We start from the raw sequence: 25,625 nt of genomic DNA, 5'->3' as shown, positions 1-25,625 counted from the left end.
CAAATTAATTTATTTCTTCACCATCCTGGTTTACTATGTAAAAAAATAACTCTAGAAATAATAATGAAAAAATTACTTTCCTCGGCCTGTGCCACGGCATTCCTGTTATGTATTCATTTTGCTTATGCAGCCGGAGGCGGAGGGGTGGTTGCTGATCCTGGCGCAATGGAGGGCAAACACTTTGACTCTAAAGGCAAGCTACCCTCAAGTTTTACTATTGAATTACAAAATGGTCTTCGTAAGACACTTCCATTTGACGATAAGCGTGATTTTGAAGAGGCGCAAAAGGGGTTCTTAGCGGCCCCAGCTTATAAGCAGATCATGGCTGATGCGGGCAATGTTGCGTGGGATATGGGCAGCTACGATTTCCTATTACAAGGCAAAGATTTTGATAGCGTTCACCCCTCTTTGCAGCGTCAGGCGATCTTAAATATGGCCTATGGTTTGTATGAAGTGGTGCCAGGAAAAATTTATCAGGTACGGGGATTTGATCTAGCAAATATCAGTTTTATTAAGACTGACACGGGATGGATTGTGTTTGATCCGCTGACTGCAAAAGAAACTGCCAGAGCTGCTTTGGAGCTGGTCAATGAAAAATTAGGCAAGCGTCCTGTAGTTGCAGTGGTTTACTCGCATTCTCATGGAGATCACTTCGGTGGTGTACGCGGTGTAGTTAATGAGGAAGACGTGAAGAGCGGCAAGGTATTAGTTATTGCTCCCGCCGGCTTTATGGAACATGCCGTAGCAGAGAATGTCTATGCTGGTAATGCAATGACGCGTCGAATGTTCTTCCAATATGGTGTGTTATTGCCACGCAGTCCATTTGGTCATGTTGACCAATCGATCGGCAAAAATACTGCTTCAGGTAATTTGGGTTTGATTGAGCCTAATCGCTACATTAATCAGCCTTTTGAAACCATGACGGTTGATGGGGTAGTAATGGAGTTCCAAAATACCCCAGGCACTGAAGCGCCTGCCGAGATGAACACCTACTTTCCTCAGTTTCAAGCCTTTTGGGCGGCAGAAAACATTACTGGAACCATTCATAACATTTACACCTTACGTGGTGCTTTAGTGCGTGATGCTTTAGCTTGGTCTAAAAATATTAATAATGCACTCTATCGCTATGGTGACAATGTTCAGGTGATGTTTGCCTCACATAGTTGGCCGCGTTGGGGAAATGAGCGTATTCAACAGATCATGCGTACGCAACGAGATAGTTATGCTCATCTAAATAATGAAGTCTTGCACTTAGCTAACCAGGGCGTGACGATTAATGAAATCCAAAACGTCTACAAACAACCCGAGAGCCTGAAGACTCAATGGGCTGCTCATAGCTATCATGGCTCAGAAGAGCATAATAGCCGCGCAGTTATTAATCGCTACTTGGGTTATTGGGATGCCAATCCCGCCACTTTGATTCCCCTATCGCCTAAAGATTCGGCTCCGCTGTATGTGGAGATGATGGGGGGCTCAACAAAGATTATGGCCAAGAGCAAGCAGCTATATTCACAAGGTAAATACCGTGAAGCCATGGAGCTCTTAAATAAGCTGGTTTATGCCCAGCCCAATAATATCCCCGCTAAAAATCTATTGGCCGACACCTATGAACAAATCGGTTACCAAAAAGAGAGTCCTAGTGTGCGCAATAGCTTTTTGGGCGCTGCTTATGAACTACGTCACGGGATGCCTGCAGGCGTACCACCTAAATCGAATGGCCCAGATATGATCAAAGCGATGACGACTGAGTTGTGGCTCAATTCCTTGGCCATTAGTATGGATAGTAAAAAAGCAGATGGCATGCAGTTTGTAATTAATTTGGTCACTCCAGATAATGGAGAAAAGTTTGTGATTGAGTTAAGCAATTCTGCGCTGACCAATATTAAAGGTCAGCAAGCTAAAAATCCTAACTTGACCATCACAATCCAGCGCAGTGATTTAGAAATGATCATGGGTGGTAAGGCTACATTTGATCAATTGCTAGCTGATGGTAGGGTGAAATTCGATGGCGATCGAAAGTCCTTTGATCAACTAAAAAGCACACTGACAATTTTTAAGCCCGATTTTGAATTAATACCCGGTACTAAGGCCAATAGCCCAGCTTCTAAAGACAGTCGAGATCCCTTTGAGGTGCAAGAGTTAGCAGTCACTGGGGGCGAATAAGTATTGCTTATTAATATGCGCTAGCGTTTTAAAAACTTGCCGCTATTCCGATTGAGGTGCCTTGCACGTTTTGCCCGAATTGATAACGAAACATCAGTCGCACTCTCGTGAATAAGGGGTCTGAAGCACTGCGATCGATTTCAAGACCAGTTCCAACTGAAGATAGCGAATCAAAACCCAGTGCCCCTCTTAAATTACCCAAAAATTCTGTATGGGCTAATTCAAAAACTGCTCTCAAAGGTCTATCAAGGACTGTAAAAGGAGTGGGGATGCGACTGCGTGCCCATAAGCCTAGACTTTGGGAATCTGCAGAGCCCTGATAGCCTTGTGAGGTGTCGAATGTTTGAATGGGAATATTGGTATAACGAAGTTCAATATCAATTTCTTGTTCAGGCCGATAGTGCTCATAATCAAGCATGAGGGACCCACCTACACCATAGGTGTTCATTCGACCATAGCTCATGGAATTAAGTTGGGCTTGCGTGTTGCTATTGATATATCTAGCTGCAATAGAGGCATCACTCTCAAGATGCCCGAGCATGACATTGGCAATTGGTCTGAATCGGAGATCTTCTGTTAGTGGAAAATCCCAACCGACGCCTCCGGTTCCGGTAATGCTATTCCAGTGCATAGGAATATTGACTGAGCTAATGCCAGAGCTACCTGTAAAGACGGGATCGAAGCGATTGAGAGCCAGCGTGCCCTCCAAATAAAGCGGAACGTTTTGACTGATAACATCGCCGCCACCTACGGAGGTCATCTGTAGGTTGGTATCACTATTTCCAGGATTATAGATTTTCAGTTGGCCAGTGGTAACGTCAGGCGTTAATGAATAACCAGTAATTGTCATAAACGCATCTGATCTTTTTTGTAAATAATTATTGAGCGAATTGACAATCGCGCTCTGAGCATTACTAGATGCAGAATGAGAAAGTAGTGCTAAAAGTAGCGAAAAAGCGAGAAGGTGTTTTGAGATTAAAGACATTTGGAGTGACATTTTATTGCCAAAAAGTAAAAATAGATTACCGCTTTAAATCTGGACTAGGCCATAAAAAGTCTTTGGTGGACAGCCTGTACTGAAGCTTTTATCATCAAGTTATGAAAGCCTGTCTATTGAGCATCCTCAAGCTACCGATTCTTTTGGTAAATAGAGTCATCCTGTTTTTTGATGACATCATGAGTTTGCTGCGGGCTAATCTGCGCTAAAACTATTTGCTATATGCATTCAGCTAAGCCTCAACTATCTCCAGAAGATCTATCTCGTGTGATCGAAATGGCCTGGGAAGATAGAACCCCATTTGATGCGATTGAGAAAAGCTTTGGACTATCCGAATCTGCAGTAATTGTGCTAATGCGCAAGTCATTAAAGCGAGCTTCATTCAAGATCTGGCGAGAGCGCGTTTCGGGGCGAGCAACCAAGCATCAGGCTCTGCGCAGTAAGCTGGTTACTAGAGCATATTGCCCCACTCAATACAAGCAAAAGTGAGTCACTAGAAAATGCTACCAGGGGAGCTTTTCACCTGAATAACTCAAGAAAGAACCGCTATCGCTTTTCTCAAGAGCTAAAAGAACATTCAGCATATCGCTAGCAGCCTCCAGCGCAGGCCTTCCTTTCATTTCACCACCAAAAGGTTTTGATAGTCTGGACTGCACAGTTCCTGGATGCAAAGCAATTAAGGCGGCATTAGGTTTGGTACGTGCCAGTTCAATCGCTGCTGTCTTGATAATCATGTTGAGAGCCGCTTTTGAAGCTCGGTAGCTGTACCAGCCACCCAGTCGATTGTCTTCAATGCTTCCGACCTTAGCTGAAAGTGTTGCCATCACGCTATGCTGCGGATCGAGCAGTTTGACAAAATGTTTCAGAGTGAGGGCAGGACCAATCGTATTGGTATTGAAGAGGGTGCTCAGACTATCAGCAGTGAGATCCTCTAAACGTTTTTCAGGGCTGAAGTGCTCACTGTGTAAAACACCGATGGTATTAATAATTAACTGAAAAGGTCCTTGTGAAGCAAGCCCATTTGCGGCATCTGCAATGGAAGCTAAATCATCGTAGTCAATTGATGGCATCGACTGACGGTGAATGCCAACAACGTGTTCACAATCGGGATGAGCCTGCAATAGGTTGACCAAGGCTGAGCCAATCGATCCGGAGGAGCCAATCACAAGGGCTCGAAATGAGGTGGCTAGTAGTGGCATGAAATCCTTGAATAAGTGGTCAGCACGCTTTATTAATAAGCCTTAATATAGGCTTAAATGATTCAGCTTGAAAAACTCACCTTATTTTATGACGGCGCCTGCCCACTATGTCAGGCCGAGATTCTATTTTTAACAAAACGCAATCAAGCAGGCCTATTGTCTTTTGTAGACATCAATTCACGGCAGTACGACCCGAGTAAAGTTGGCGTTTCATGCGATCAAGCTTTGGCCTCGATGTATGCCCAATACGAGAGTGGCAAACTCATCAATGGTGTGGAGGTCTTCTTGCAGGCCTATCAGAGAGCGAACTTGCCAGTATTGGTTTGGTTCTTCTCGAGACCTTATTTAAGACCCATCTTGAATGTGAGTTACCAGCTATTTGCTCGCTTTCGTCATCCCATCTCTAGGACTATCGGCCCTATGGCTCTTCGGCTTGTCACAAGCTCACAAGGTAAATAAAAAATGAGTAATCCAGATCATCGTTGCTGTGGATCAGGTGTTTGTATCATTAATGAACAGGACGAGTGCTGGTGTGGCCAAGTTTGGAATGGTAGCAAGATGGCGCCACCCACCCAAAAACTAATGACAAACATTTCTGAGAGTGACAAAAGCTCAACATCTGATGAAGCAGTTATTAGACCAAAGCAATAAAAATCTCATCCCAAGCCAGTTTTTGTCTTGTTCAGGTAGTAATATTATTGAAGACTCAAACCATTAAGCCTATTTTTTGAAAGACTACTGATGGACAAAATGCATTTCACCAGAATGGACCAAGGTACTGCAGCTGATTTTGAAGTAATGAAAAAGGTGCATGAGCATACATTGGCAACTTTGCCGGATAAGCTCTATGGTCTTTTGGATAATCTTGCTAAAGATACAGCCTACAACATCACTCGAAAAGAGCACTGTCTTCAGGCAGCTACTAGGGCCTTACACGATGGTAAGGATGAAGAGTATGTTGTGGTGACTCTATTTCATGATATTGCCGAACCCTTAGGGCCCTTCAATCATGGTGAGGTGATTGGCTCAATCTTGCATCCATTTATCTCGAGGAATAATTACTGGATGCTGATGCAGCATGGTTTATTCCAAACCTATTTTTATGGGGACAAGATAGGCGCAGATCCTAATGCGCGCGATCAATTTAAATCAGATCCAGCATACGAGCAAACAGTAGAGTTTTGCGCAAAGTATGATGAAATCTCATTCGATCCTAAGTACAAAAGCGAGCCCATATCGACATTCGATCCCATGGTGAGAAGAGTACTCCAGAAGCAATGGGTTGCCCCATAAGCGATCGCATCTGTTTGTCTGATTAGTTAATAATCATTCATCATGTTTAAACATCAGATTCGGGTGATTCAGCTTTGTGCCATCAGCCTACCAGCCTCAGGATTTGCCGAAAAGTCTGTATGACAGGCAATTTTATAGTTCCTAAAATATACTTTGGCAATGCTCACGGCTGATATTGAAAATTACTTCTCTATTGATAAGCAATCCTGGAATCGATTGGGTGCACTCTCATCGGCAGAAATCCAAACTAGAATCGATTTAGCAACATGCTATCGATTGGCTGCCAAAATGAACTGGGATGATGGCATCTATACTCACATCTCTGCAGCGTTACCAAATGAGTCTAATGCCTACCTCATTAATCAATTTGGTCTTAGGTTTGATGAGGTAACTCCATTGAACTTGGTTAAAGTTGATACCAAAGGCAATATATTGCAGGGATCTGGACCAGTCAATATCTCGGGTTTTGTAATACATGGCGCTGTTCATGCAGCTCGGAAAGATGCTCTCTGTATCTTTCACTTGCACAATGAATCTAGCATTGCTTTATCAGCGCAAATTCGAGGATTATTGCCTTTGTCGCAACACGCAATGCGTTTTTATCAAGATATTGCCTACCATCCATATCAGGGATTAGCATTATCTTCGCAGGAGCAGAAAGAGCTGATAGCTAACTTATCAAATAAAAAAGCGATGTTATTAAGAAATCATGGCAGTCTTGTTTGTGGGGTAACAATTCAGCAGGCGTTTTATCTGATGCATACTCTAGATAAAGCCTGTTCTATTCAGTTAAAAATTCTTGACTTAAATAGTATTGCTTTTCCTGATGATCAAGTCTGTAGCAGAACCTTCGATCAGCTTTGTATGGATGGCGATCTTGAGGGTCAAATAGAGTGGCCAGCATATCAGCGCTGGTTGTTAAATTCTTAGTATTTAATAAGAGGAGTCACTATGCCATTGATACAAATTCAATTATTTGAAGGTCGGAGTAATGAGGTAAAGCGCGACTATGCCATCGCGATTACTGAGGCAGCAGTAGAAATTATGGGCTGTTCAGCTGAGTCAGTAGATGTGATCTACCAAGATGTCAAAAAGTCTGACTGGGCTACTGCAGGCAAGCTTTGGAGTGACTAGTGAACGATATTAAGGCTAAAAGAAAAAAGCCACCCAAGGGTGGCTTTTGTATAACTGGTGGGTCGGGCGAGATTCGAACTCGCGACCAACGGATTAAAAGTCCGCTGCTCTACCGACTGAGCTACCGACCCGGTAAAACGGAAATTATAGCAAGACTTGCGACTTCTTCAGTGGCTCTTGCGGGCCCTGCCTTTCTAGCCCCTTGCTTAGGAGTTCACCCGTCTTGCCACTGGCGGATTCTTTGAGAAATAATCTTTAATTCCCTTCAAAATAGCCTCCGCAATTCGGTCCTGATATGCATCATCATTGAGTCTGGCCTCCTCTTGCGGATTGCTGATAAAGGCGGTCTCGACCAAGATCGAGGGAATATCCGGCGCTTTGAGTACTGCAAAGCTAGCTTGCTCTACTTTGCCTTTATGAAGCGCTGCAAAACCACCAATTTGTCTCAAAACTGCATTGCCAACCTGCAGCGAATCATTGATCTGAGCAGTGGTCGACATATCGAGCAAGAGATTGGCCACTTGTCGATCTTGAGTCTTGATATTGATCCCCCCAATCAGGTCTGAAGCATTCTCTTTATTGGCCATCCATCTGGCGGTAGTACTTGATGCCCCCATTTGCGAGAGTGCAAAGACTGAGGCACCCTTAGCATTTCTTTCAATAAAAGCATCCGCATGAATCGATACAAATAAATCAGCTTGCACCGCACGGGCTTTTCTGACTCTGACATGAAGTGGGACAAAGTAATCACCATCTCTAGTTAAAAAAGGGCGCATATAGTCTTCGTTCTCAATCTTTTGATTGAGGCGCTTGGCAATCGAGAGCACCACATTCTTTTCTCTAGAGCCGGCTGCTCCTATGGCACCAGGATCTTCACCACCATGCCCTGCATCAATCGCAATCGTGATTAATCGCTTGTACTTGGCAGTTGCTGGAGGGGCTTTGACATCCGGAATGGCCTGGGCAACTGGCGAACCTTTTTCTGGTTTATTGGCAAATTGGGCTATCTGATCAATCTCTTCATTGGATTTAACGAGTGCTTGCTCTTTGCGCGCACTACTTTTGACTAACTCCATTAAAGGATCAGGTGGGGTAGTAGGGTAAAGATCAAACACCATGCGGTATTGATACTCGCCAATCGGATCAAGGGTAAAGAGTTGCGGCTTCACTGGCTCTTTGAGGTCAAAGACTAAGCGCACAACATTCGGCTGATATTGCCCCACCCGAATTTGCGACACATACGGGTCGTTGGGTTTTACTTTAGCCACAATATCTTTGAGAGTGGGATTGAGTTCTAGGTTCTGGACATCGACTACTAAGCGATCGGGATTGGTCAGCATTTGCTGAGTAATGGGCAGAGGGGTATCCGACTCCAGTGTGATACGTGTGTAATCTTCTGAAGGCCACATTCGCACTCCCAGAATCTTGGCACCCCAGGCAATGTCCATCTCACCTAAGAGGAGAACAAAACCCAAGAGCTTGGCCGAAGTCTTGAGATGCTGACGTCTCGAGAGATTGGCTGGTGTAGTGGGCTTTTTCATGAACGTTTAGATCTGCTTTAGTAATTGCTCGCCAAGGATGCTCTTGGCTTGTAGCGTAATGACTCTTTCAGGCTCGGTATTGCCAGCAGTCAATGTCATCTGCAGATCAAACGGTGGCAGGGTGTTTTCTGCTTTCTCGGGCCACTCGACTAAACACAATCCTGGCGCATCAAAGTATTCCGTAAAACCTGCCTCTTGCCACTCGAGGGGAGAGTGCATGCGATAGAGGTCAAAGTGATGGACTGTCAGCAGCTGCTGATCTAGATTAATTGGATAAGGTTCACACAGCGCATATGTCGGGCTCTTCACTTTGCCAAGATGTCCCATCCCTTGAATAAGATAACGTGCAAAAGTGGTCTTCCCAGCCCCTAGATCGCCGATGAGGGCAATATTGAGATGATGGTTGATATTGCTTGTTAGGACTTTGACGAGGGCATTCCCCAAAGACTGGGCTAGAGCTGCAGTCTCACTTTCTTGCCTACAATGCTTTATCTGGGTTTGGCTCTGGGTCATAGTATTTGCCTAGTTTATTCAATTATTGCTATACATTCTTAATTCATGAGCTCACCTTCATCTTCTCCCTCCACCTTGGATAGCGCCCAACTGGGTTCGTTACGCCAATGGCTTGATGGAGAGGCCAGGGCCATTGGTTTTGATGATGTCCGTGTGACCGACACCCATTTAGGTGAGGCTACGAATAAATTGCGAGAGTGGCTTGCTGCCGGGCGCCATGGTCATATGGAATATATGCAACGCCATGCTGCGCTCCGCTCAGATCCGCAACTACTTTTGCCTGGTACTACTCGAGTGATTTGTGTACGCATGAACTATGTACCGCCCGAAGTTGATTTTGAGCAAGAGTGGCAGCGTCTTGCTCAGCCCGATCAAGCGGTAGTCTCAATCTACGCCCGCGGTCGTGACTATCACAAGATCTTGCGCCAGCGATTACAAGATTTTGCAAAATCTATTGAAGCAAGGATTGGTTCTTTTGGCTATCGCGTCTTTACCGACTCTGCACCATTAATGGAGGTTGAGCTGGCTCGCAAAGCAGGATTGGGTTGGCGCGGTAAACATACTTTATTACTCAACAGAGAAGCAGGATCCACTTTTTTCTTGGGTGAGATCTTGGTCGATATACCTTTGCCACTGGATACAGAAATCGAAGACCATTGTGGGAGCTGCAGTGCATGTATTGATATCTGTCCTACACAAGCCATTACTGCACCATATGCATTGGATGCAAGACGGTGTATCTCTTATTTGACGATTGAGAATCCCGACCTTATCCCAATTGAGTTTCGCAAAGCAATGGGTAACCGCGTGTATGGCTGCGATGACTGCCAACTCATTTGCCCCTGGAATAAATTTGCACAGCGCAGTACCTTACCTGATTTTGCAGTTCGTAATGGCTTGGGTAGTGCCTCACTTTTAGAGTTATGGTCGTGGACTGAAGTTCAGTTTGAACGCAATCATGAGGGCAGTGCGATACGGCGCATTGGCTATGCGAAGTGGCGTCGCAATTTAGCAGTAGCACTGGGCAATGCATTGGGTTCAGATACGCCTGAAGAAGAAAAAAAAGGTATTCGGGAAGCGCTCATTGCCGCCTTAGATATTGCTGCTGATACGCCACCACTTGTCGTTGAGCATATTGAATGGGCCTTGGCTCAGTCTAATCATTCCGTATAAACCCTTTTACAATAGTGCTATGTCATCACCCCAGCAGCCCTATATAGATCCAGGTGAGTTAGCTCTAGAAAAATCCGTTTCTGAGCGCTTCAAGAATCGCCAGGATGCTTTTCGAACTGGGCTCAAGAATGCTGCTGGTGCACCTGCAATTGTCCTGTTTGCGGGCATGGTGGGTTTTGGAGCAATGGGTAAAACGAGCGGCCTAGATATGTGGTTCCCAGCGCTCAGTACGCTGCTGATGTTTGCTTTGCCTGGCCAAGTCGTTCTCATGGAGATGGTCCTTGGCGGAGCCTCAGTATTGCCGATCATCTTGGCGGTAACCTTAACTTCTACCCGCTTTATTACGATGACGGTTTCTTTATTTCCGCAGCTACATGATCGGGACCGTAATAAAAATCTCTATGCCTCTGTGCATCTATTGGCGATGACCGCATGGGCTATTTCTATGCGCGAGTTTTCAAGTATTGAAGTCAAGCATCGCCTGAGTTATTTTGTTGGCTTTGGTTTGGTCTGTTGGTTAATTAGTATTCCTGCAACGATCTTGGGTTATTACTTAGCAGCGCTTGTGCCAACTGCAGTGACACTTGGCCTCGTCTTTATCAACCCTTTATTTTTCTTATTAACTTTTGCAGAGGTCAAGCCCTGGATCAATCGAATTGCGATTGGCTTAGGCTGCATCTTAGGCCCCATCTTTTATTTTATCGACCGCGATACCAGTCTACTCGCTTCTGCAGTCATTGCTGGAACGATTGCCTACTATATTGATCGTAAGGTCTTGCGCAAGAAACCAGGGGTGATCGGCTAATGCATAACATGCTAAGCGGATGGTCTTTGGGGGCTGCTCTGATTGGTGCCTGTGTTGGCACTTATATCTGTCGCGCAATTGGCGTCTTGCTCTCGAGCCACATTCATCAAGATAGTGAGATCTTCCGTTGGCTCTCAGCAGTCACCTATGCGATGGTAGCAGCCTTAACCATTCGATTAATTTTATTACCCGTCGGCTTATTAGAAACCGTGCCGGTTTGGACCCGGATTCTGATTTGCGGATTGAGTCTTGGGCTGACTCTTTATAGACCTGGACGTCTCTTGACCCCGGCTTTATTTCTGGGGACTTTGCTGATGATTCTTTATGGAGCTTTGAGTTGAGACTCTCAATAGTGGGTGTTACTTTTTTCCATAAGCAGCATCATGATCAGGCTCAATCCATAAAACCCTTAAAAAATGATCTTGTCTAAAGCCAATTCCACGAATTGATTTGCTTACTCTAAATGAATACAGCGCTTCTACGCCTTTGGGAGGTTGAATACTGTGAATTTTCTCCCATTTCAAGCCCTTATCGCGATAGGCTTGGTTCCATGTTAGCTGTGTAATTTTTTCAAAAGTCGCTACTGCTTTTTCTTGTTCAATCAGTTCCAAGTCATCCCAGGTTGATTGAAAGACAGGGCTGTTGAGATCTAGTTCGATGAATAATTCAGGCCTTGCGTTTCGCGACATGAGTTTTATTCATTTTTAATTTAGTGAGATCGCTTGCTCTTGCAGGTGTTTTTTCAGCCCAGGCTAGGGCGTTACTGAGGTTCTTTTTGGCTGCTGGTGTATGCATCCATTTCTCATTGTCTGGAATAACAGTAGCTGTTTTGATAACCCAAACACCGGGCTCTGGGTTTTCGATTAAAACCTGACGTCCCGCATACTCTTTACCAAGGGATATCTGTCCACTCGACCCTATGGATTTAATAACCTGGCGATCTATAACTATGCCCATAGCATTCTCCTGTATTCATGCCGCATGAATGCATGATAGCATGAATTTATGAAATTATTCATATTTAGGGAGGGCTAATTTGAAGGCTGGATTCGGTTCTAGCTATATGACAAAGAACCCAAATTAGCTCATCAGTATCGCCATTCTGCGTAACTTGTAAGAGGTATTCAGTCAGGACTTCTTCACCATCAAGAAAATGGGCAATATCGAAGACTTTTAATTTCTGTATTTCTTTGATGATCTAAAACTCCTTGGCTGAGGAGTTATTTTAGCTTTATGAGTTTCAAGAAATTCATACGTCCCCTTAGATGCAGGGGGATTTATTTAGCAGAATTGCTTATAGATGGGCCGCCAGAATTTTGGCAATGTGCACTGCATCTCTTTGCGTACCATCGGTAATTTGATGGCGGCAACTCGTGCCATCTGCGACTATCCAGCTATTGGGCGACTTTCTGATGGTAGGTAGAAGACTCATCTCTGCCATTTGTTTGGATACAGTGATGTGCTCACTCTCATAACCAAAGCTACCTGCCATACCGCAGCAGGAGGACTCAATGAGTTCTGGATTGGCATTAGGAATGAGTTTGAGTAGCTCCAGCGCAGGAGTCACAGCAGCAAAGGCTTTTTGGTGGCAGTGACCATGAAAGAGTACAGGTCGAGTCGCTGCCTTCAGATTCAGACTCAGCTTATTGTCTTTGGCTTGCGCTGCTAAAAATTCTTCTAAGAGTTGCGCTTGTTTGCTTACGGTAATCGCTTTATCACCAAAGCCCATTACTAAGGCTTCGTCCTTGAGGGTAAATAAGCAAGAGGGCTCGAGACCAATAATCGGAATGCCAGCTTGCGCATAGGGTACCAAGTAATCGACTAATTCGCCTAATGTCTCTTTGGCTTGATCGACCATGCCTGCTGCAAGATAGGTGCGACCACAACAAAACTCTTTTGAGCAAGCGCTTGTTGAGCTTGTTTTGGCCTGAGTGGTTTTCTGTGGAATATGAACACGATAGCCGGCAGCCTGAAGGACTTGAATGGCAGCCTGTAGGTTCTCGTTTTCAAAATAGGCATTAAAGCTATCTGCTAGGAGTACTACCCCTTTACCATCTTGATGCAGTTCTGCTGGGCTGTATTGCAACTTTTGGAGAATAGATTTGTCATTCCAGAGAGTCTCTTTTTTCCAGACCGGCAAACTTCTTTGTGCAGAGATACCCATCAGCCACTCTTGTAGCTTCGCTACTGGAGGCAGGTGATTTCGTAGATTGAGTAAAGCAGGTAAGCCCGGGATATTGCTGATAATCGGTGCGTACTTGGGTAAGGCAGCGACTAACCAATCCCGCATAGTGAAGCCAACCCGTTTCTTGTAAGCATGCAAGAACTCAATTTTCATCTTCGCCATGTCAACGCCGGTTGGACATTCACGTCGACAAGCTTTGCAGCTCACGCACAGATCCATGACTTCTTTAATCGCATCGCTGCCTAATGGTGAATGCTCATCGTGTGTATCGAGTTGATTCGATAAAGCAAGCCGTAAGGTATTAGCACGACCGCGGGTGAGATCTTTTTCATCTCGGGTCACGCGATAGCTAGGACACATCACGCCGGCATCAAATTTACGGCAGTGACCATTGTTATTGCACATCTCGACTGCTTTAGCTAAACCGAGTGCAGGATCGCCACCGCTACCTGCTGTAGTAATTTCTTCGGTTACTGGATTGTTTTGTACATTCCAGGCTGACCAATCTAAGCTGGGTTTGAGGGGAATGACTTTGTAATCAGGTGGGAAGCGGAAATAGCTTGCATCATCCATCTTGGGCGGATTGATGATCTTGCCCGGATTAAATAAATTACTGGGATCGAATGCCTGTTTGATTTGCGCTAAGGCCTCGGTGATCTTTGGGCCAAACTGCCATGAGATCCACTCACCACGACACAGGCCATCACCATGCTCACCGCTATAAGCCCCTTTGTATTTTCGCACTAGCTCAGAAGCCTCTTCTGCCACTGCGCGCATCTTCTGGGCACCATCACGTCGCATGTCCAGAATGGGGCGAACGTGCAGTGTGCCGACGGATGCATGGGCATACCAAGTGCCGCGTGAGCCATATTTAGCAAAGACCTCGGTCAGGGCTTGGGTATATTCAGCAAGAGACTCGAGCGGAACGGCACAGTCTTCAATGAAGCTGACAGGCTTGCCATCACCTTTAAGACTCATCATGATGTTTAAGCCAGCCTTACGCACTTCCCATAAATTCTTTTGCATGCCGGCATCAGCCATTGGCACCACTGAACCGGGCAGACCTAGATCACCCATTAGCGTTTTTAGGCTCTTGAGTTTCTCAAGCAAGCTTGTTTGTGTTTCTCCAGAAAACTCCACCAGTAGAATCGCCTCTGGTGTTGTACCTTGCGCATCAATTAAAGCAGTTTCAATCGTTTTCTTAAAGCTGGGATTCGTGCGCGCCAGATCAATCATCGTGCGATCCACTAACTCCACTGCGGTGGGGCCTAGTTTGACAATATGCTGCGCACTATCCATGGCCTTATAAAAACTGGCAAAGTTCACGACGCCTAAGACTTTGTGTTGGGGTAGTGGCGCGAGTTTGAGTTTGAGGGACTTGAAGTAAGCCAGGCTTCCTTCACTACCAACAAGCAGGTGCGACAAATTAACACTGCCATCTGGGGTATAGGGTAATTCGCTTTGAGGATGAAAGACATCCAAGTTATAACCTGCAACGCGTCTCATCACTTTCGGGAAACGTGCCTCGATCTCAGGTTGTAACTGATTAGCTAGACCTTGCACAAATTGACCAAGTTGTTTTGCCTTGCCAGTACTGCTTGCAAAGTTGCCAAATTGAGCGATGCTGCCATCCGCTAGCCAAGCATCAATACCTAAAACGTTATGTACCATATTGCCGTAGGCAATTGAACGACTGCCACATGAATTATTTCCTGCCATTCCACCAATCGTCGCTTGCGCCGATGTCGATACATCGACCGGAAACCACAGCCCATGTTTTTTGAGTTCGGCATTGAGATGATCCAGAACCATCCCCGGCTCAACTTCAGCAAAACCTTTTTCAGGATCAATCTGTAGACTCTTGCGAAAGAAGTGGGTGTTATCGAGTACTAAGGCAACGCCAGTGGTCTGACCACATTGACTGGTGCCGCCGCCCCGAGGAAGGATCGGAATCCGATGCTCCCTGGCAACTGCTAAGGCTGCTTCGATGTCGCTGGCGCTCTCGGGAATGACCACCCCCAGCGGAAATTGCTGGTAAATCGAGGCATCCGTGGCATAGCGGCCCCGGCTTGGGGTATCGGTCAACACTTGGCCACGGATATTTTTCCGTAGCTGGGAGACGATTTCAGGGGCTAGGGTTGAATTGGTGCTCATATAACAAGGTATGGGAAAATGTATTAAAACATTGTTTTTCAATAAAAATCACATAACAAGAGACTAAAAATGCTAAAACTGGACTCGCACCCTTCAGGGCGACACTTTTTACATATTCCAGGCCCTAGCCCAGTGCCAAGTCGTGTTCTGCGCGCTATCAGCTATCAAACCATTGATCACCGCGGCCCTGAGTTTGGTGAGTTTGGTAAAGCAGTATTAAGTAATCTGAAAAAGATTTTCAAAACGGATCAGCCTGTCATTGTTTACTCTGCTTCAGGAACAGGCTCGTGGGAAGGCGCATTAGTTAATGTGCTCAATCCTGGTGACAAAGTCCTCTTTTATGAAACTGGTCAGTTTGCTAACTTATGGCGCGCACTAGCAACCCGCTTAGGTTTACATCCTGAGGTGGTTGGTAAGCCTGGTCAAGACACTTGGCGTTGGGGTGTGGATGCTGCAGTGATCGAAGAACGTCTTCGCAAAGATACGGGCCATGAAATCAAAGCAGTGTGCGTAGTCCATAACGAAACTTCGACGGGTGTAACTTCCAATATCGCTGCAGTACGCAAAGCGATTGATGATGCTAAGCATCCTGCCTTGTTATTGGTTGATAGTGTTTCTGGTTTAGGCGCTGCTGATTTTCAGCATGACAAATGGGGCGCTGATGTCACCATCTCTGGATCACAAAAAGGCTTGATGCTTCCGCCCGGAATTGGTTTTAATGCTTTGTCGCCCAAGGCGATTGAAGCAAGCAAGCACAATAAGATGCCTAAAGCCTATTGGGCTTGGGATGAAATCATTGAATCTAATAAAAATGGTTACTGGCCAACAACTCCTAGTACCAACCTGATGTATGGCTTGCATGAAGCGATGGAGATGATGTTGGCTGAAGGCTTAGATAATATCTTTGCCCGCCATCAACGCTTGGCCCAAGCCTGCCGTCACGCGGTGGCTGCCTGGGGCCTTGAGAATCAGTGCTTAGATAAAGATACCTTCTCTCCAGTGCTGACTTGTATCGCTACACCAGAAGGCTTGGATGCTGATAAATTGCGTAAACATGCACTCGAGAAATTTAATCTCTCCTTGGGCACCGGTTTAGGCAAGATTAAAGGTAAGGCCTTCCGTATTGGCCACTTAGGCGATTGCAATGAACTCAGTTTGATGGCTGCCTTAAGTGGTGTAGAGATGAGTTTTGGTGCCATGGGTTACAAACCTAAAGCGAGTGGCGTAGTTGCTGCCCAAGAATTCTTAAAATAATTTGTTTACTAATAATCTAGTTTAAAAGATAGAAAGAAAATCATGTTAGCTTCTAAACCTTACCTCACTCAAGCTGATGCACAAAAGATTCTGGATGCAGCAAATAAATATGCAGAGGCCAATAACTTTGCTGTGACCATTGCGGTTTGTGATGACGGCGGCCACTTACTGGGCTTGATTCGTCGAGATGGTTGTGCGCATATCTCTGCATACATTGCTCAAGAGAAGGCGCGGACTGCTGCAATGGGTAAGCGTGAGACTCGCGTTTACGAAGAGATCATTAATAATGGCCGTACCGCTTTTGCATCTGTTCCCCATAGCATGGGAATGTTAGAGGGCGGGGTCAATATCGAGGTAAATGGTTTTACCATCGGCGCAGTCGGCGTTTCCGGCGTTAAATCGACTGATGATGCGGCTACTGCAAAAGCCGGTATCGCAGCCATTCTGTAAGTTACCTTGACAAATATCCCTACTGAAACTTCTGCTGAACCCACTCCCCAAGCAACGATTACCTTTGCTGATTTTGGCTTAGATCCGCTGATCCAAAAAGCGGTATCTGAGCAGGGCTACACCAGCCCTACACCCATTCAAGCGCAAGCCATACCCCATGTTTTATTGGGGCAAGACTTGATGGGCGCTGCCCAAACAGGCACTGGCAAAACTGCCGCATTTGTATTGCCTATTATTCAACGCATTTTGCGTCACGCAAGTAGTAGCGCCTCACCTGCCAGGCATCCAATCCGAGCTTTAGTGCTTACACCGACCCGCGAGTTAGCTGTTCAGGTGGCAGAGAATGCAGCAAACTATTCTCGTCATACTGATTTACGTTCGGCTGTGGTCTACGGTGGCGTGGATATGAAAGAGCAAGTAGCCACCTTGCGAGGCGGTATCGAGATTTTGATTGCGACGCCTGGCCGTCTCCTAGATCACATTGGATCTAAGGTAGCCAACCTCTCTCAAGTAGAGCTCTTAGTCTTAGATGAGGCCGACCGCATGCTTGATATGGGCTTCTTGCCCGATTTGCAACGGATCATCAATTTAATTCCTGCACAACGTCAGACTTTATTGTTCTCAGCAACGTTCTCGCCAGAGATTAAAAAACTGGCACAGAGCTATTTGCGTAATCCTGTGACGGTGGAAGTGGCTCGGCAAAATGCTGCTGCTGATACTGTGCGCCAAGTAATTCACATGGTGCGATCGGGCGATAAAGAAAAGGCGATTGTGAAGATTTTGGCTTCACGAACGGAACAAGGTTTGTCCCGCCAGTGCATCATCTTTACCAATAGCCGTATGGGTTGCGCCAGATTAGCGCGTGCTCTAGAGCGAGACGGGATTAAAGCCGGCGCGATTCATGGCGATAAGAGTCAAGGCGAGCGCACTTTAACGCTTGACGCTTTCAAATCTGGTGCAATCGAAGCGCTCGTTGCAACTGATGTGGCAGCTCGGGGTTTAGATATCCCAGCAATGCCATGTGTGATTAATCATGAGTTACCGTTTAATGCGGAGGACTTTATTCACCGGATTGGCCGCACTGGGCGCGCAGGAAGTACTGGTGATGCGATTGCTTTGGTAGACGATAGTGAAAAACGTCTGCTCGACGATATCGAGAAGTTGATGAAGCGTAAGTTAGAAATCATGCCTTTACCCAACATCGATATACCTGGCGGTAATGAATCTGACGATCGCCCTAGACATCGATCATCTCGAGAGACCACTCAGAGATCGTATTCAACACCAAAGTCATCGCCAGCGCCTGCTGCTGATCCTTTCTTTTCCATGCCTTATGAATCTTCGAAGACGGTGAATAAAGTGGAAAATACAGATGCTCAGCCCGAAGTCAAGAAGGTGGGTATTGTTCCTGCAAAGCCTCCAGTTGGCGCTTTGCTTGGTGGCTTCAAAAAGAAATAAAGCGCGAATATATTAATTAGTAGCACTTCTTTTTCCAAGCAGCAGTCGCTGCTGACAAAAACTCACCAATACTCTGGTGTGCTTGCTGAGCGATTTCCTGTAATCCCAAATGATTGGCTGCTTGTTCAAGCGCGTTGAGAGCATCAGCAGGAGTGCTTGTATCGATTGCGTTAGCCAGAGTTTGCTTGCTCAGTTTCTCACCAAATTCATCAAGTACTAGGGGTAAATGTAAATACTCTGGCGTCGGGTAGTGAAGTACTTTCTGTAAATAAATTTGCCTTGCCGTATTGCTGAGTAAATCTTTGCCCCGGACCACATGCGTAATTCCTTGTTCAGCATCATCGACAACCACCGCCAATTGATACGTAAATAGACCATCACTTCTGCGTAGGACAAAGTCGCCTACCTCCTGATTCAGATTCTGGATCTGATAACCCAAGGCGCGATCCTCAAATTCAATGGCACAGTGTTTGGGGAGGGCGATTCTCCAAGCGGTGCTGGGTTCTTCGTTTTTGCGCCCTAGCTTTCCTCTACAGCTTCCTGGGTAGACTAAGTCTTGATGGCGTTCGGTCTCGATCCCTAGTGCCTCTAGGGTCTTAGCAATAGTTTGGCGGGAACAGTTGCAAGGGTAAAGCTGACCCTCCTCAATGAGCTGATTCAAGGCCTTTTGGTAGCTTTCCTGCCGCTTGGACTGCCACATGGGCTCTTCGTCCCATTGCAGGCCGCAGGCAAGTAGCTGGGCCTCGATTTGCTGGGCTGCTCCAAATACGCTACGGGGGGTATCCACATCCTCAATCCGGAGTAGCCACTGACCCTGATGAGCCCGTGCGTCAAGCCAGCTGCCAAGGGCTGCCACTAGAGAGCCAGCATGCAAAGGGCCGGTCGGGGAAGGCGCAAATCGCCCGCGATAGGCTCTGGCTGGGGAAGGGAGTTTTTGTAGGTCAGACACAGCTAAAATCATCTCATGGCTTCACCTCGTTTTGTTCATCTTCGTCTCCACTCCGAGTTTTCAATTACGGACGGAATCGTGCGAATTGATGATGCGATTGCTGCAGCCGCTAAAGATGAGATGGGTGCCTTGGCCATCACAGACCTGGGTAATCTATTTGGCCTAGTGCGTTTTTATTCTGGAGCCCGTGCCGCAGGACTTAAACCGATTGCTGGTGCTGATGTCTGGATTAGCAATCCTCAGGATCCCGATCAACCCCATCGTTTATTGCTCTTGGTGCAAAACCAATCGGGCTATCTGAATTTATGTCAGTTGCTTAGCCGCGCTTCTTTAGATAATCAATCGCGCGGTAGAGCCGAAGTGAACCCCCAATGGTTTACAGAACCCGCCGCCAAAGAAGAAGACCGTAAAGCGAAGAAAACCCTAGCCCATGGTCTGATTGCCTTGTCGGGGGCACGCACTGGCGATGTGGGTGCAGCGCTATTAGGTGGTCAATCCGATCAAGCTAAAGTCCTGGCACAGCGTTGGAGCAAGGCATTCCCCGATAGTTACTTCATTGAAGTGCAGCGCGGCGGTCATCCGCAAGATGAGCAACACCTTCAATTCGCTTGTCATCTGGCCAGTAGATTAGACCTGCCCGTAGTAGCGACCCATCCTGTGCAATTCATGCAAAGAAGTGATTTCACGGCGCATGAGGCACGAGTATGTATCGCTGAGGGCGAGTTATTAGGTAATCCCCGTCGTCAGAAGAAATTCAATGAAGAGCAATATTTCCTGAGTCAAGTGGAGATGGAACAGCGCTTTGCAGATCTACCTGTTGCCTTAGCGAACTCAGTAGAAATTGCTAAGCGTTGCAATCTCTCGCTCACTTTAGGCCAACCGCGTTTACCAAATTTCCCGACGCCACCTGGTATTACGCTAGACGATTATTTATTGCAGCAATCGGAGATTGGTTTGAAGCGCCACATGGAGCGTAACTTTCCTGATCCAGCAGAGCGCACAAAAGAAGAGGGTCGTTATCACGATCGCCTGGTCTTTGAAGTGAAGACAATCTCGCAAATGGGTTTCCCAGGATACTTCTTGATTGTTGCTGACTTCATTAACTGGGCTAAGAACAACGGCGTTCCCGTAGGTCCTGGGCGCGGATCGGGAGCAGGCTCTTTGGTTGCTTATTCACTAGGCATTACCGACCTTGACCCCTTGCGTTACAACCTCCTTTTTGAGCGCTTTCTGAATCCTGAGCGTGTCTCGATGCCTGACTTTGATATCGATTTTTGTCAGCAGGGTCGCGACCGAGTGATTCAGTACGTTAAAGATAAGTACGGCAAAGATGCGGTCAGCCAAATTGTGACCTTCGGCACTATGGCTGCGCGTGCAGCGATTCGAGATGTAGGTCGAGTATTAGAGCAGGGCTATAACTTTGTCGATGGTATCGCTAAGCTTGTGCCGAATAAGCCAGGTCAATACATGACGATTGATATGGCCAAGAAGGAAGAAAAACAATTAGCCGAGCGTGAGAAGAATGAAGATGAAGTGCGTCAACTCTTATCGCTCGCTCAGCAATTAGAGGGTATGACTCGTAACGTGGGTATGCATGCTGGTGGCGTATTGATTGCCCCCGGTAAGCTAACAGATTTTTGTCCACTCTACACCCAAGAGACAAAAGATCAAGATAGTAGTTCTGTGATCAGTCAGTTTGATAAAGATGATGTAGAGGCGATTGGTCTCGTTAAGTTTGACTTCTTAGGTCTGACGACGCTGACCATCTTGGCAGCAGCCGAGCGCTGGATTAAAACCCTCCATGCGGATCGCAAAGACTGGAGCATTGGCGATATGGCGCTCGATGATCCTGCTGCGTTTGAGGTCCTCAAAAAAGCCAATACCGTTGCCGTCTTCCAGCTAGAAAGTCGCGGCATGCAAGGTATGCTTCGGGAAGCCAAGCCCGATCGTTTTGAGGACATCATTGCCTTGGTCGCCTTATATCGTCCGGGCCCGATGGATCTTATTCCTGACTTTATTGAGCGTAAGCACGGGCGTCAAAAAGTAGAGTATCCCGATCCCCGTATCGAACCCGTTCTACGTGAAACCTACGGCATCATGGTCTATCAAGAACAGGTGATGCAGATGGCGCAGATGATCGGTGGCTACTCATTGGGTGGCGCGGATTTATTACGACGTGCGATGGGCAAGAAAAAACCTGAAGAGATGGCACAGCATCGCAAGATCTTTAGTGATGGGGCAAAAGCTGGCGGTATCTCTGAAGGCAAAGCCAATGAAATCTATGACCTGATGGAACGCTTTGCGGGTTATGGTTTTAATAAATCGCATGCAGCTGCTTATGCCTTATTGGCTTATCAAACCGCCTGGTTAAAAGCCCATTACCCCGCAGAATTTATGGCAGCCAACTTATCGCTCGCCATGGACGATACCGATAAGATCAAGATCTTGTATGACGACTGCTTGGCTAATCAAATACGGGTGTTCTCTCCCGATATCAACACTGGCGTGTATGACTTCACTCCCTTACGGAGCCCAGATGCTACGCCGGATGCGCCACTCAGTCACATTCGTTATGGTCTGGGCGCAGTACGCGGTACGGGTGAGGCGGCAATTGAGGCGATTGTTAAAGCGCGTGAAGCGGGCGGATCCTTTAAGGATATTTTTGATTTCTGTATGCGCGTCGATCGCCGTCAAGTCAATCGTCGTGCGATTGAAGCTTTGATACGGGCTGGAGCGTTTGATACCTTGTATAAAGATCAACTCCAGACTGGCGGCAATCTATTTGATATTCGTTCTACCTTATTAGCTTCCCTGGCACGTGCCATTGAAGCTGCAGAACAAGCCGAAGCCTCAGTGAACCAGGTGAGCTTATTTGAAGTTGCTGGTGAAGCCGATCGTCACCTGCCAGAGTTAGTGCGCGAACCTGTGTGGTCTGAGAAAAAACGCCTCTCTGAAGAGAAGACTGCGCTCGGCCTTTGTTTAACAGGACATATGTTTGATGCTTATCGTGAAGAGACTAGCCACTTCATCCGCCAGCCTTTAGCAAAAGTGACTGAAGGTAAAGATCAATTAATTGCAGGCATTATCACCTCGGCGCGGATGCTGACGGGGCAGCGTGGACGCATGATGATTGCAACGATTGATGATGGTAGTGCTGCAATTGAAGTCACTCTCTATAGCGAAGTCTATGAACCCAATCGCTCTTGGCTTAAAGAAGATGAGTTACTTGTTGCCAAGGTGAACGTTACCCCCGATAAGTTCTCAGGCGGTATGCGAGTTGTTGCGGAAGCAGTCATGGATATCACGGGTGCCAGAATGCGCTTTGCACGCAATGTGCACGTTTGTATTGATTCAGCGATCGATGTGAAGATGTTACGTAGCCAAATTGGACCCTACTTAATGGCTAATCGCACTCGAGAACCTAAATTTGGCGCCCCTCCCACAGCTAGTAATGATGGAGTCAAGGGTTTAATTCTGACGGCAGCGGTGACTACGGCTGGTGGTGCTTGCTTAATTCAGTTCCCAGAGGACTTGCGGGTCTATCCTGATGACGCTTGCTTACACAGCCTGCATCAAGTTTTAGCTTCCAAGCAAGCTAATCCTGTACAAGTTCAGTATCACTAAGCCTTGCTTAAAGCTTGTTCAATTGCAGTAATCACTTGAGCAGGTTCTAGTAAATCCAGGCATTCACTCAAGCTATTCGGATGATCATCGCAGCCGGCTTTGCGACAAGGTACGCATTCTCCAGGGCCTTGCAAGATCGTTACATAGCCATTCGTTTGAGTACGAGCGCGCAAAACATAAGGCTCGGTACCGATAAAGCCATTAGGCCAGGGTCCAAAGTTAGTAGGTGGCGTAGGGCCAAAAAGGGCAATCGTTTTGGTATTGCAAGCTGCAGCAAGATGCGTAATAGACGTATCGACACCAACATAGAGTAGCGCGCCTCTTATTAAGCTTGCTGCTTGTGGGATGGATAGCTTGCCTGCGGTATCAATCACTTTCTGCCGCGTACTCTCATCTAATAGAGAAAGAATCTCTTGATTGAGTTGAAGATCCTGTTTTGCAGAGGAGGCGCTGAGAACAACTTGCCAACCTTGAGAGACCAGCCAAGTGATGAGTATTTGCCAATACGACAGTGGCCAACGTTTATAAGCAGTTAGAGGTCCGGGATGCACGACAACATAGGGTGATAGCAGTTGACTGGCAATGACTGGAGTTAGTGATTCTTCTTTAGGGGGTGTGACTACGATCTGTTTACTAAAGAGATCTTGTGCATTTTTGTAAAACACCTCGAGTAAACGCAGCTTTTCTACAATCACGTGTTGCTTGAAGTAGTCCACATTTATAGTGTGTATGCAGATCGCTTTCTTCCAGGTATTTTGACGTTCTGCCTTGTGGTCTGTATTGTCAATGCCAGTCTGACCTTGGGGATGACCGCCAAGAACACCGACTCTTCTGAACGCTGCCAATAATCCATAGAGATAAGCGCGATCACTGGGCTGCGTGACGATGGCTAAATCGTATCTTTGAAACAAGCGATTAAAGAGAGCAAGATATTCTGGAAGGCGAGGTCGATCTGAGGTTTCAATGATTTCGGCAATATCAGGATTGCCTTTGAGCATGTCGAGCTTGCCTCGGTAGCCCAGAAAATGAAATTCTGCATCGGGCCATAACTCACGGGCTCTAGAAATGAGAGGTGTAGTTACCAGTACATCACCAATTTGCCGAGTGGCAATGAATAAAACCTTCTTGGGTTTATAGGAATAGAGCTTAGACATAGCGCTTCTTATCGAGCCTTAGCGAGAATTTTTTCACGCACGTGGCGGGCGTTCTCGGCAGCATGAGATTGATCATGAATGTGGTGAAAGAGATGAAATACTTCTGTTGCCCATGCACCTGATTTACGAATGATTCCGTTTTGTTGCAGGCGGAATATGAAGTCAGCATCTTCATGCCCCCAGCCCGTCATGCTTTCATCAAAGCCTTGAATTGCCAGGGCATCGGCTTTCCAGCAGGCCATATTGCAACCTTTGATACGACGCCATACGAATTTTTTGTAATGACGCCAGCTACCGTCGCCAAGCTTGATCTTGATCGGCAGGTATTTATTGATTCCCCCACTCAAGCGATAGCTGAGCAAACTGTTGAAGAAACGCTTTGTATCCCAGTGTGGCCAAAACAGGAGAGACTTAGTAAGAGCTTCATTCAGAATCACGCGGCTACCGGTAAGCAAAAAACCTGGCTGAGCAAGTTCACGATGTTTGGCAATAAAATCGGATTGCACGATACAGTCGCCATCCAAAAAAACCAGATAGTTGCCCTTTGCTACTGCAATGGCTTGGTTCAAAATGCGCGTCTTACGAAAGCCTATGTCTTCTTGCCAGAGATGGGTTATGGGTACTGCAAAAGACGGACGCATCGCTTCAATCAGTGCTTTAGTGTCTTCTTTGGAGCCATCATCGGCAATGATGATCTCAAAGTTCTGATCCGTTTGTTGATTCAGAGATTCTAGGCAAAGCTTCAAGGCTTGCGGCCAGTTATAGGTCGCCAGTAATACCGAGATCATTCTTTGACATCCTGTTGATCAGGTCGCTGACTTTGATTATGGAGCTGCCACAGTTTGATATAGCGATAGTAAGTGCCTTGCCCATTAGAGATGGCTAAAGCCAATCCTTGAGGACCATCTAAAAAACCTGCTCGCAGAATATAGGTGCGCAAGAAAGACCATATTCCATGCAAGACTGCTTTGCAGGGGCTACTGGTTTTACCTGCGGCAAATGCTTGCTCAGCAGAAGCGGTGGAGTAGCGATCAATTTTTTGTAGAACCTGGGAATAGTTCATAAAGCTAAAGTGCAACATCGGATTTTTCAGGCGAGCTACTTGACCATTAGGGATAAGACGCTCGTGCACTAAATCATCCGAGAAGCGGGCGGTACCGCGCTTAAATAAGCGATCGACATAATCAGGGCTCCAGCCGGAGTGACGAATAAATCTGCCGCAATACCAAGATAGTCTCGGAATCGCAAAACAGTCAACCTGGGCCGAGTGATTGATAGCCGTCAGAATTTCCGACCTCAGGGCCGGAGTGAGTCTTTCATCAGCGTCTAGGGACAAAACCCATTCTCCAGTAGCGAGGTCTAAGGCCCGATTCTTTTGGGGGCCAAAACCAGGCCAATCTGAGGGCTCAGCAATGATGGCGCCATAGTTCCGGGCGATCTCTAGGGTGCGGTCTTGACTGGCTGTATCGACCACGACGATCTCGCGGGCAATGCCCTCAAGGGAGGCTAAACAATCCCCAAGATTGGCCTCTTCATTGCGGGTTATGAGTATGACTGATAAGGTGGGCATAATTCATTA

General features: G+C 46.6%; 26 protein-coding genes and 1 tRNA gene. 14 read left to right on the top strand and 13 right to left on the bottom strand.

Annotation, left to right across the window (positions count from 1 at the left end; translation table 11 throughout):
- The first annotated feature begins 63 nt into the window (after positions 1-63).
- Entirely contained in the window at positions 64-2,163 is a 2,100-nt protein-coding gene (locus tag Pas1_RS07030) for an alkyl/aryl-sulfatase (protein ID WP_112294868.1), read from the top strand.
- 28 nt (positions 2,164-2,191) lie between these two features.
- On the opposite strand, the gene Pas1_RS07025 is transcribed toward Pas1_RS07030, so the two are convergent.
- Entirely contained in the window at positions 2,192-3,148 is a 957-nt protein-coding gene (locus Pas1_RS07025) for a hypothetical protein (RefSeq protein ID WP_112238413.1), read from the bottom strand.
- A 234-nt stretch (positions 3,149-3,382) separates the two neighbouring features.
- On the opposite strand from Pas1_RS07025, the gene Pas1_RS07020 reads away from it, so the two are divergent.
- Positions 3,383-3,649, top strand: a complete 267-nt coding sequence (locus Pas1_RS07020) for a TIGR03643 family protein (RefSeq protein WP_112294867.1) — start codon at positions 3,383-3,385, stop codon at positions 3,647-3,649.
- Between the two features lie 14 nt (positions 3,650-3,663).
- On the opposite strand, the gene Pas1_RS07015 is transcribed toward Pas1_RS07020, so the two are convergent.
- Positions 3,664-4,359, bottom strand: a complete 696-nt coding sequence (locus Pas1_RS07015) for an SDR family NAD(P)-dependent oxidoreductase (protein ID WP_112294866.1) — start codon at positions 4,357-4,359, stop codon at positions 3,664-3,666.
- A gap of 57 nt (positions 4,360-4,416) precedes the next feature.
- On the opposite strand from Pas1_RS07015, the gene Pas1_RS07010 reads away from it, so the two are divergent.
- The 5 genes from Pas1_RS07010 to Pas1_RS06990 all read left to right on the top strand — a co-directional run bounded on the left by Pas1_RS07010 (position 4,417) and on the right by Pas1_RS06990 (position 6,786).
- Positions 4,417-4,818, top strand: coding sequence for a thiol-disulfide oxidoreductase DCC family protein (locus Pas1_RS07010; protein ID WP_112208895.1), 402 nt, complete (start codon positions 4,417-4,419; stop codon positions 4,816-4,818).
- A 3-nt stretch (positions 4,819-4,821) separates the two neighbouring features.
- Positions 4,822-5,010 (top strand): hypothetical protein, encoded by a 189-nt coding sequence (locus Pas1_RS07005; RefSeq protein ID WP_112208896.1) that lies wholly within the window; start codon positions 4,822-4,824, stop codon positions 5,008-5,010.
- A gap of 90 nt (positions 5,011-5,100) precedes the next feature.
- Positions 5,101-5,652, top strand: coding sequence for a phosphohydrolase (locus Pas1_RS07000; RefSeq protein ID WP_112203215.1), 552 nt, complete (start codon positions 5,101-5,103; stop codon positions 5,650-5,652).
- A 216-nt stretch (positions 5,653-5,868) separates the two neighbouring features.
- The gene (locus Pas1_RS06995; RefSeq protein WP_264080453.1) at positions 5,869-6,582 is read left to right on the top strand and encodes a class II aldolase/adducin family protein; all 714 of its coding nucleotides are present in this window, start codon (positions 5,869-5,871) and stop codon (positions 6,580-6,582) included.
- 21 nt (positions 6,583-6,603) lie between these two features.
- The gene (locus Pas1_RS06990; RefSeq protein ID WP_112294864.1) at positions 6,604-6,786 is read left to right on the top strand and encodes a 4-oxalocrotonate tautomerase; all 183 of its coding nucleotides are present in this window, start codon (positions 6,604-6,606) and stop codon (positions 6,784-6,786) included.
- A 55-nt stretch (positions 6,787-6,841) separates the two neighbouring features.
- Here the strand turns inward: Pas1_RS06990 and Pas1_RS06985 are convergent.
- The 3 genes from Pas1_RS06985 to tsaE all read right to left on the bottom strand — a co-directional run bounded on the left by Pas1_RS06985 (position 6,842) and on the right by tsaE (position 8,840).
- Positions 6,842-6,917 (bottom strand) — tRNA-Lys (locus Pas1_RS06985).
- A gap of 75 nt (positions 6,918-6,992) precedes the next feature.
- A complete protein-coding gene (locus Pas1_RS06980) occupies positions 6,993-8,327 on the bottom strand; it encodes an N-acetylmuramoyl-L-alanine amidase (RefSeq protein ID WP_112294863.1) in 1,335 nt (444 codons plus the stop codon).
- A 6-nt stretch (positions 8,328-8,333) separates the two neighbouring features.
- Positions 8,334-8,840: a tRNA (adenosine(37)-N6)-threonylcarbamoyltransferase complex ATPase subunit type 1 TsaE gene (gene tsaE, locus Pas1_RS06975; protein WP_112294862.1), complete on the bottom strand. Its 507-nt coding sequence runs from the start codon at positions 8,838-8,840 to the stop codon at positions 8,334-8,336.
- A gap of 45 nt (positions 8,841-8,885) precedes the next feature.
- On the opposite strand from tsaE, the gene queG reads away from it, so the two are divergent.
- The 3 genes from queG to Pas1_RS06960 are packed head-to-tail and all read left to right on the top strand — an operon-like array spanning position 8,886 to position 11,159.
- Positions 8,886-10,013 carry a tRNA epoxyqueuosine(34) reductase QueG gene (queG, locus tag Pas1_RS06970; protein WP_112294861.1) on the top strand — a complete coding sequence of 376 codons (1,128 nt, stop codon included), beginning with the start codon at positions 8,886-8,888 and terminating at the stop codon, positions 10,011-10,013.
- Positions 10,014-10,032: 19 nt separating this feature from the next.
- Positions 10,033-10,818, top strand: coding sequence for an AzlC family ABC transporter permease (locus Pas1_RS06965; RefSeq protein ID WP_112203244.1), 786 nt, complete (start codon positions 10,033-10,035; stop codon positions 10,816-10,818).
- Complete coding sequence (locus Pas1_RS06960) at positions 10,818-11,159, top strand: AzlD domain-containing protein (protein WP_112294860.1); 342 nt, start codon at positions 10,818-10,820, stop codon at positions 11,157-11,159. The genes Pas1_RS06965 and Pas1_RS06960 overlap by 1 nt, the downstream gene beginning before the upstream one ends.
- An 18-nt stretch (positions 11,160-11,177) precedes the next feature.
- Here Pas1_RS06960 and Pas1_RS06955 read toward each other — a convergent pair whose 3' ends face one another.
- The 4 genes from Pas1_RS06955 to Pas1_RS06945 form a co-directional block, all read right to left on the bottom strand.
- Complete coding sequence (locus Pas1_RS06955; RefSeq protein ID WP_204881682.1) at positions 11,178-11,429, bottom strand: hypothetical protein; 252 nt, start codon at positions 11,427-11,429, stop codon at positions 11,178-11,180.
- Positions 11,430-11,484: 55 nt separating this feature from the next.
- A complete protein-coding gene (locus Pas1_RS06950) occupies positions 11,485-11,775 on the bottom strand; it encodes a hypothetical protein (protein WP_112203250.1) in 291 nt (96 codons plus the stop codon).
- 64 nt (positions 11,776-11,839) lie between these two features.
- Positions 11,840-12,004 carry a helix-turn-helix domain-containing protein gene (locus tag Pas1_RS09880; protein WP_404824880.1) on the bottom strand — a complete coding sequence of 55 codons (165 nt, stop codon included), beginning with the start codon at positions 12,002-12,004 and terminating at the stop codon, positions 11,840-11,842.
- Between the two features lie 108 nt (positions 12,005-12,112).
- Positions 12,113-15,157 (bottom strand): FAD-binding and (Fe-S)-binding domain-containing protein, encoded by a 3,045-nt coding sequence (locus Pas1_RS06945; protein ID WP_112294859.1) that lies wholly within the window; start codon positions 15,155-15,157, stop codon positions 12,113-12,115.
- A 69-nt stretch (positions 15,158-15,226) separates the two neighbouring features.
- Between Pas1_RS06945 and Pas1_RS06940 the strand changes: the two genes are divergently transcribed.
- From Pas1_RS06940 to Pas1_RS06930, 3 genes are read left to right on the top strand one after another with little or no spacing between them, the layout of a single operon-like run.
- On the top strand, positions 15,227-16,411 hold the full coding sequence (locus Pas1_RS06940) for a pyridoxal-phosphate-dependent aminotransferase family protein (protein WP_112203253.1): 1,185 nt from the start codon (positions 15,227-15,229) through the stop codon (positions 16,409-16,411).
- 42 nt (positions 16,412-16,453) lie between these two features.
- On the top strand, positions 16,454-16,861 hold the full coding sequence (locus tag Pas1_RS06935) for a GlcG/HbpS family heme-binding protein (protein WP_112203255.1): 408 nt from the start codon (positions 16,454-16,456) through the stop codon (positions 16,859-16,861).
- 6 nt (positions 16,862-16,867) lie between these two features.
- Positions 16,868-18,319, top strand: coding sequence for a DEAD/DEAH box helicase (locus Pas1_RS06930; protein ID WP_404824868.1), 1,452 nt, complete (start codon positions 16,868-16,870; stop codon positions 18,317-18,319).
- Positions 18,320-18,335: 16 nt separating this feature from the next.
- Here the strand turns inward: Pas1_RS06930 and gluQRS are convergent, their stop codons facing one another.
- Positions 18,336-19,280, bottom strand: a complete 945-nt coding sequence (gene gluQRS, locus Pas1_RS06925; RefSeq protein ID WP_112294858.1) for a tRNA glutamyl-Q(34) synthetase GluQRS — start codon at positions 19,278-19,280, stop codon at positions 18,336-18,338.
- A gap of 3 nt (positions 19,281-19,283) precedes the next feature.
- On the opposite strand from gluQRS, the gene dnaE reads away from it, so the two are divergent.
- Entirely contained in the window at positions 19,284-22,892 is a 3,609-nt protein-coding gene (dnaE, locus tag Pas1_RS06920) for a DNA polymerase III subunit alpha (RefSeq protein WP_112294857.1), read from the top strand.
- On the opposite strand, the gene Pas1_RS06915 is transcribed toward dnaE, so the two are convergent.
- The 3 genes from Pas1_RS06915 to Pas1_RS06905 are packed head-to-tail and all read right to left on the bottom strand — an operon-like array spanning position 22,889 to position 25,616.
- Complete coding sequence (locus tag Pas1_RS06915) at positions 22,889-24,046, bottom strand: glycosyltransferase family 9 protein (protein ID WP_112294856.1); 1,158 nt, start codon at positions 24,044-24,046, stop codon at positions 22,889-22,891. The two genes, dnaE and Pas1_RS06915, sit on opposite strands and share 4 nt — an antisense overlap.
- Before the next feature lie 8 nt (positions 24,047-24,054).
- Complete coding sequence (locus tag Pas1_RS06910; protein WP_112294855.1) at positions 24,055-24,834, bottom strand: glycosyltransferase family 2 protein; 780 nt, start codon at positions 24,832-24,834, stop codon at positions 24,055-24,057.
- Positions 24,831-25,616, bottom strand: a complete 786-nt coding sequence (locus Pas1_RS06905; RefSeq protein ID WP_112203265.1) for a glycosyltransferase family 2 protein — start codon at positions 25,614-25,616, stop codon at positions 24,831-24,833. The genes Pas1_RS06910 and Pas1_RS06905 overlap by 4 nt, the downstream gene beginning before the upstream one ends.
- Between the last annotated feature and the right edge of the window lie 9 nt (positions 25,617-25,625).

This window comes from Polynucleobacter paneuropaeus (assembly GCF_003261235.1).
GTDB classification, from domain to species: Bacteria; Pseudomonadota; Gammaproteobacteria; order Burkholderiales; family Burkholderiaceae; genus Polynucleobacter; species Polynucleobacter paneuropaeus.
This window is presented reverse-complemented; position numbering and strand designations above follow the sequence as displayed.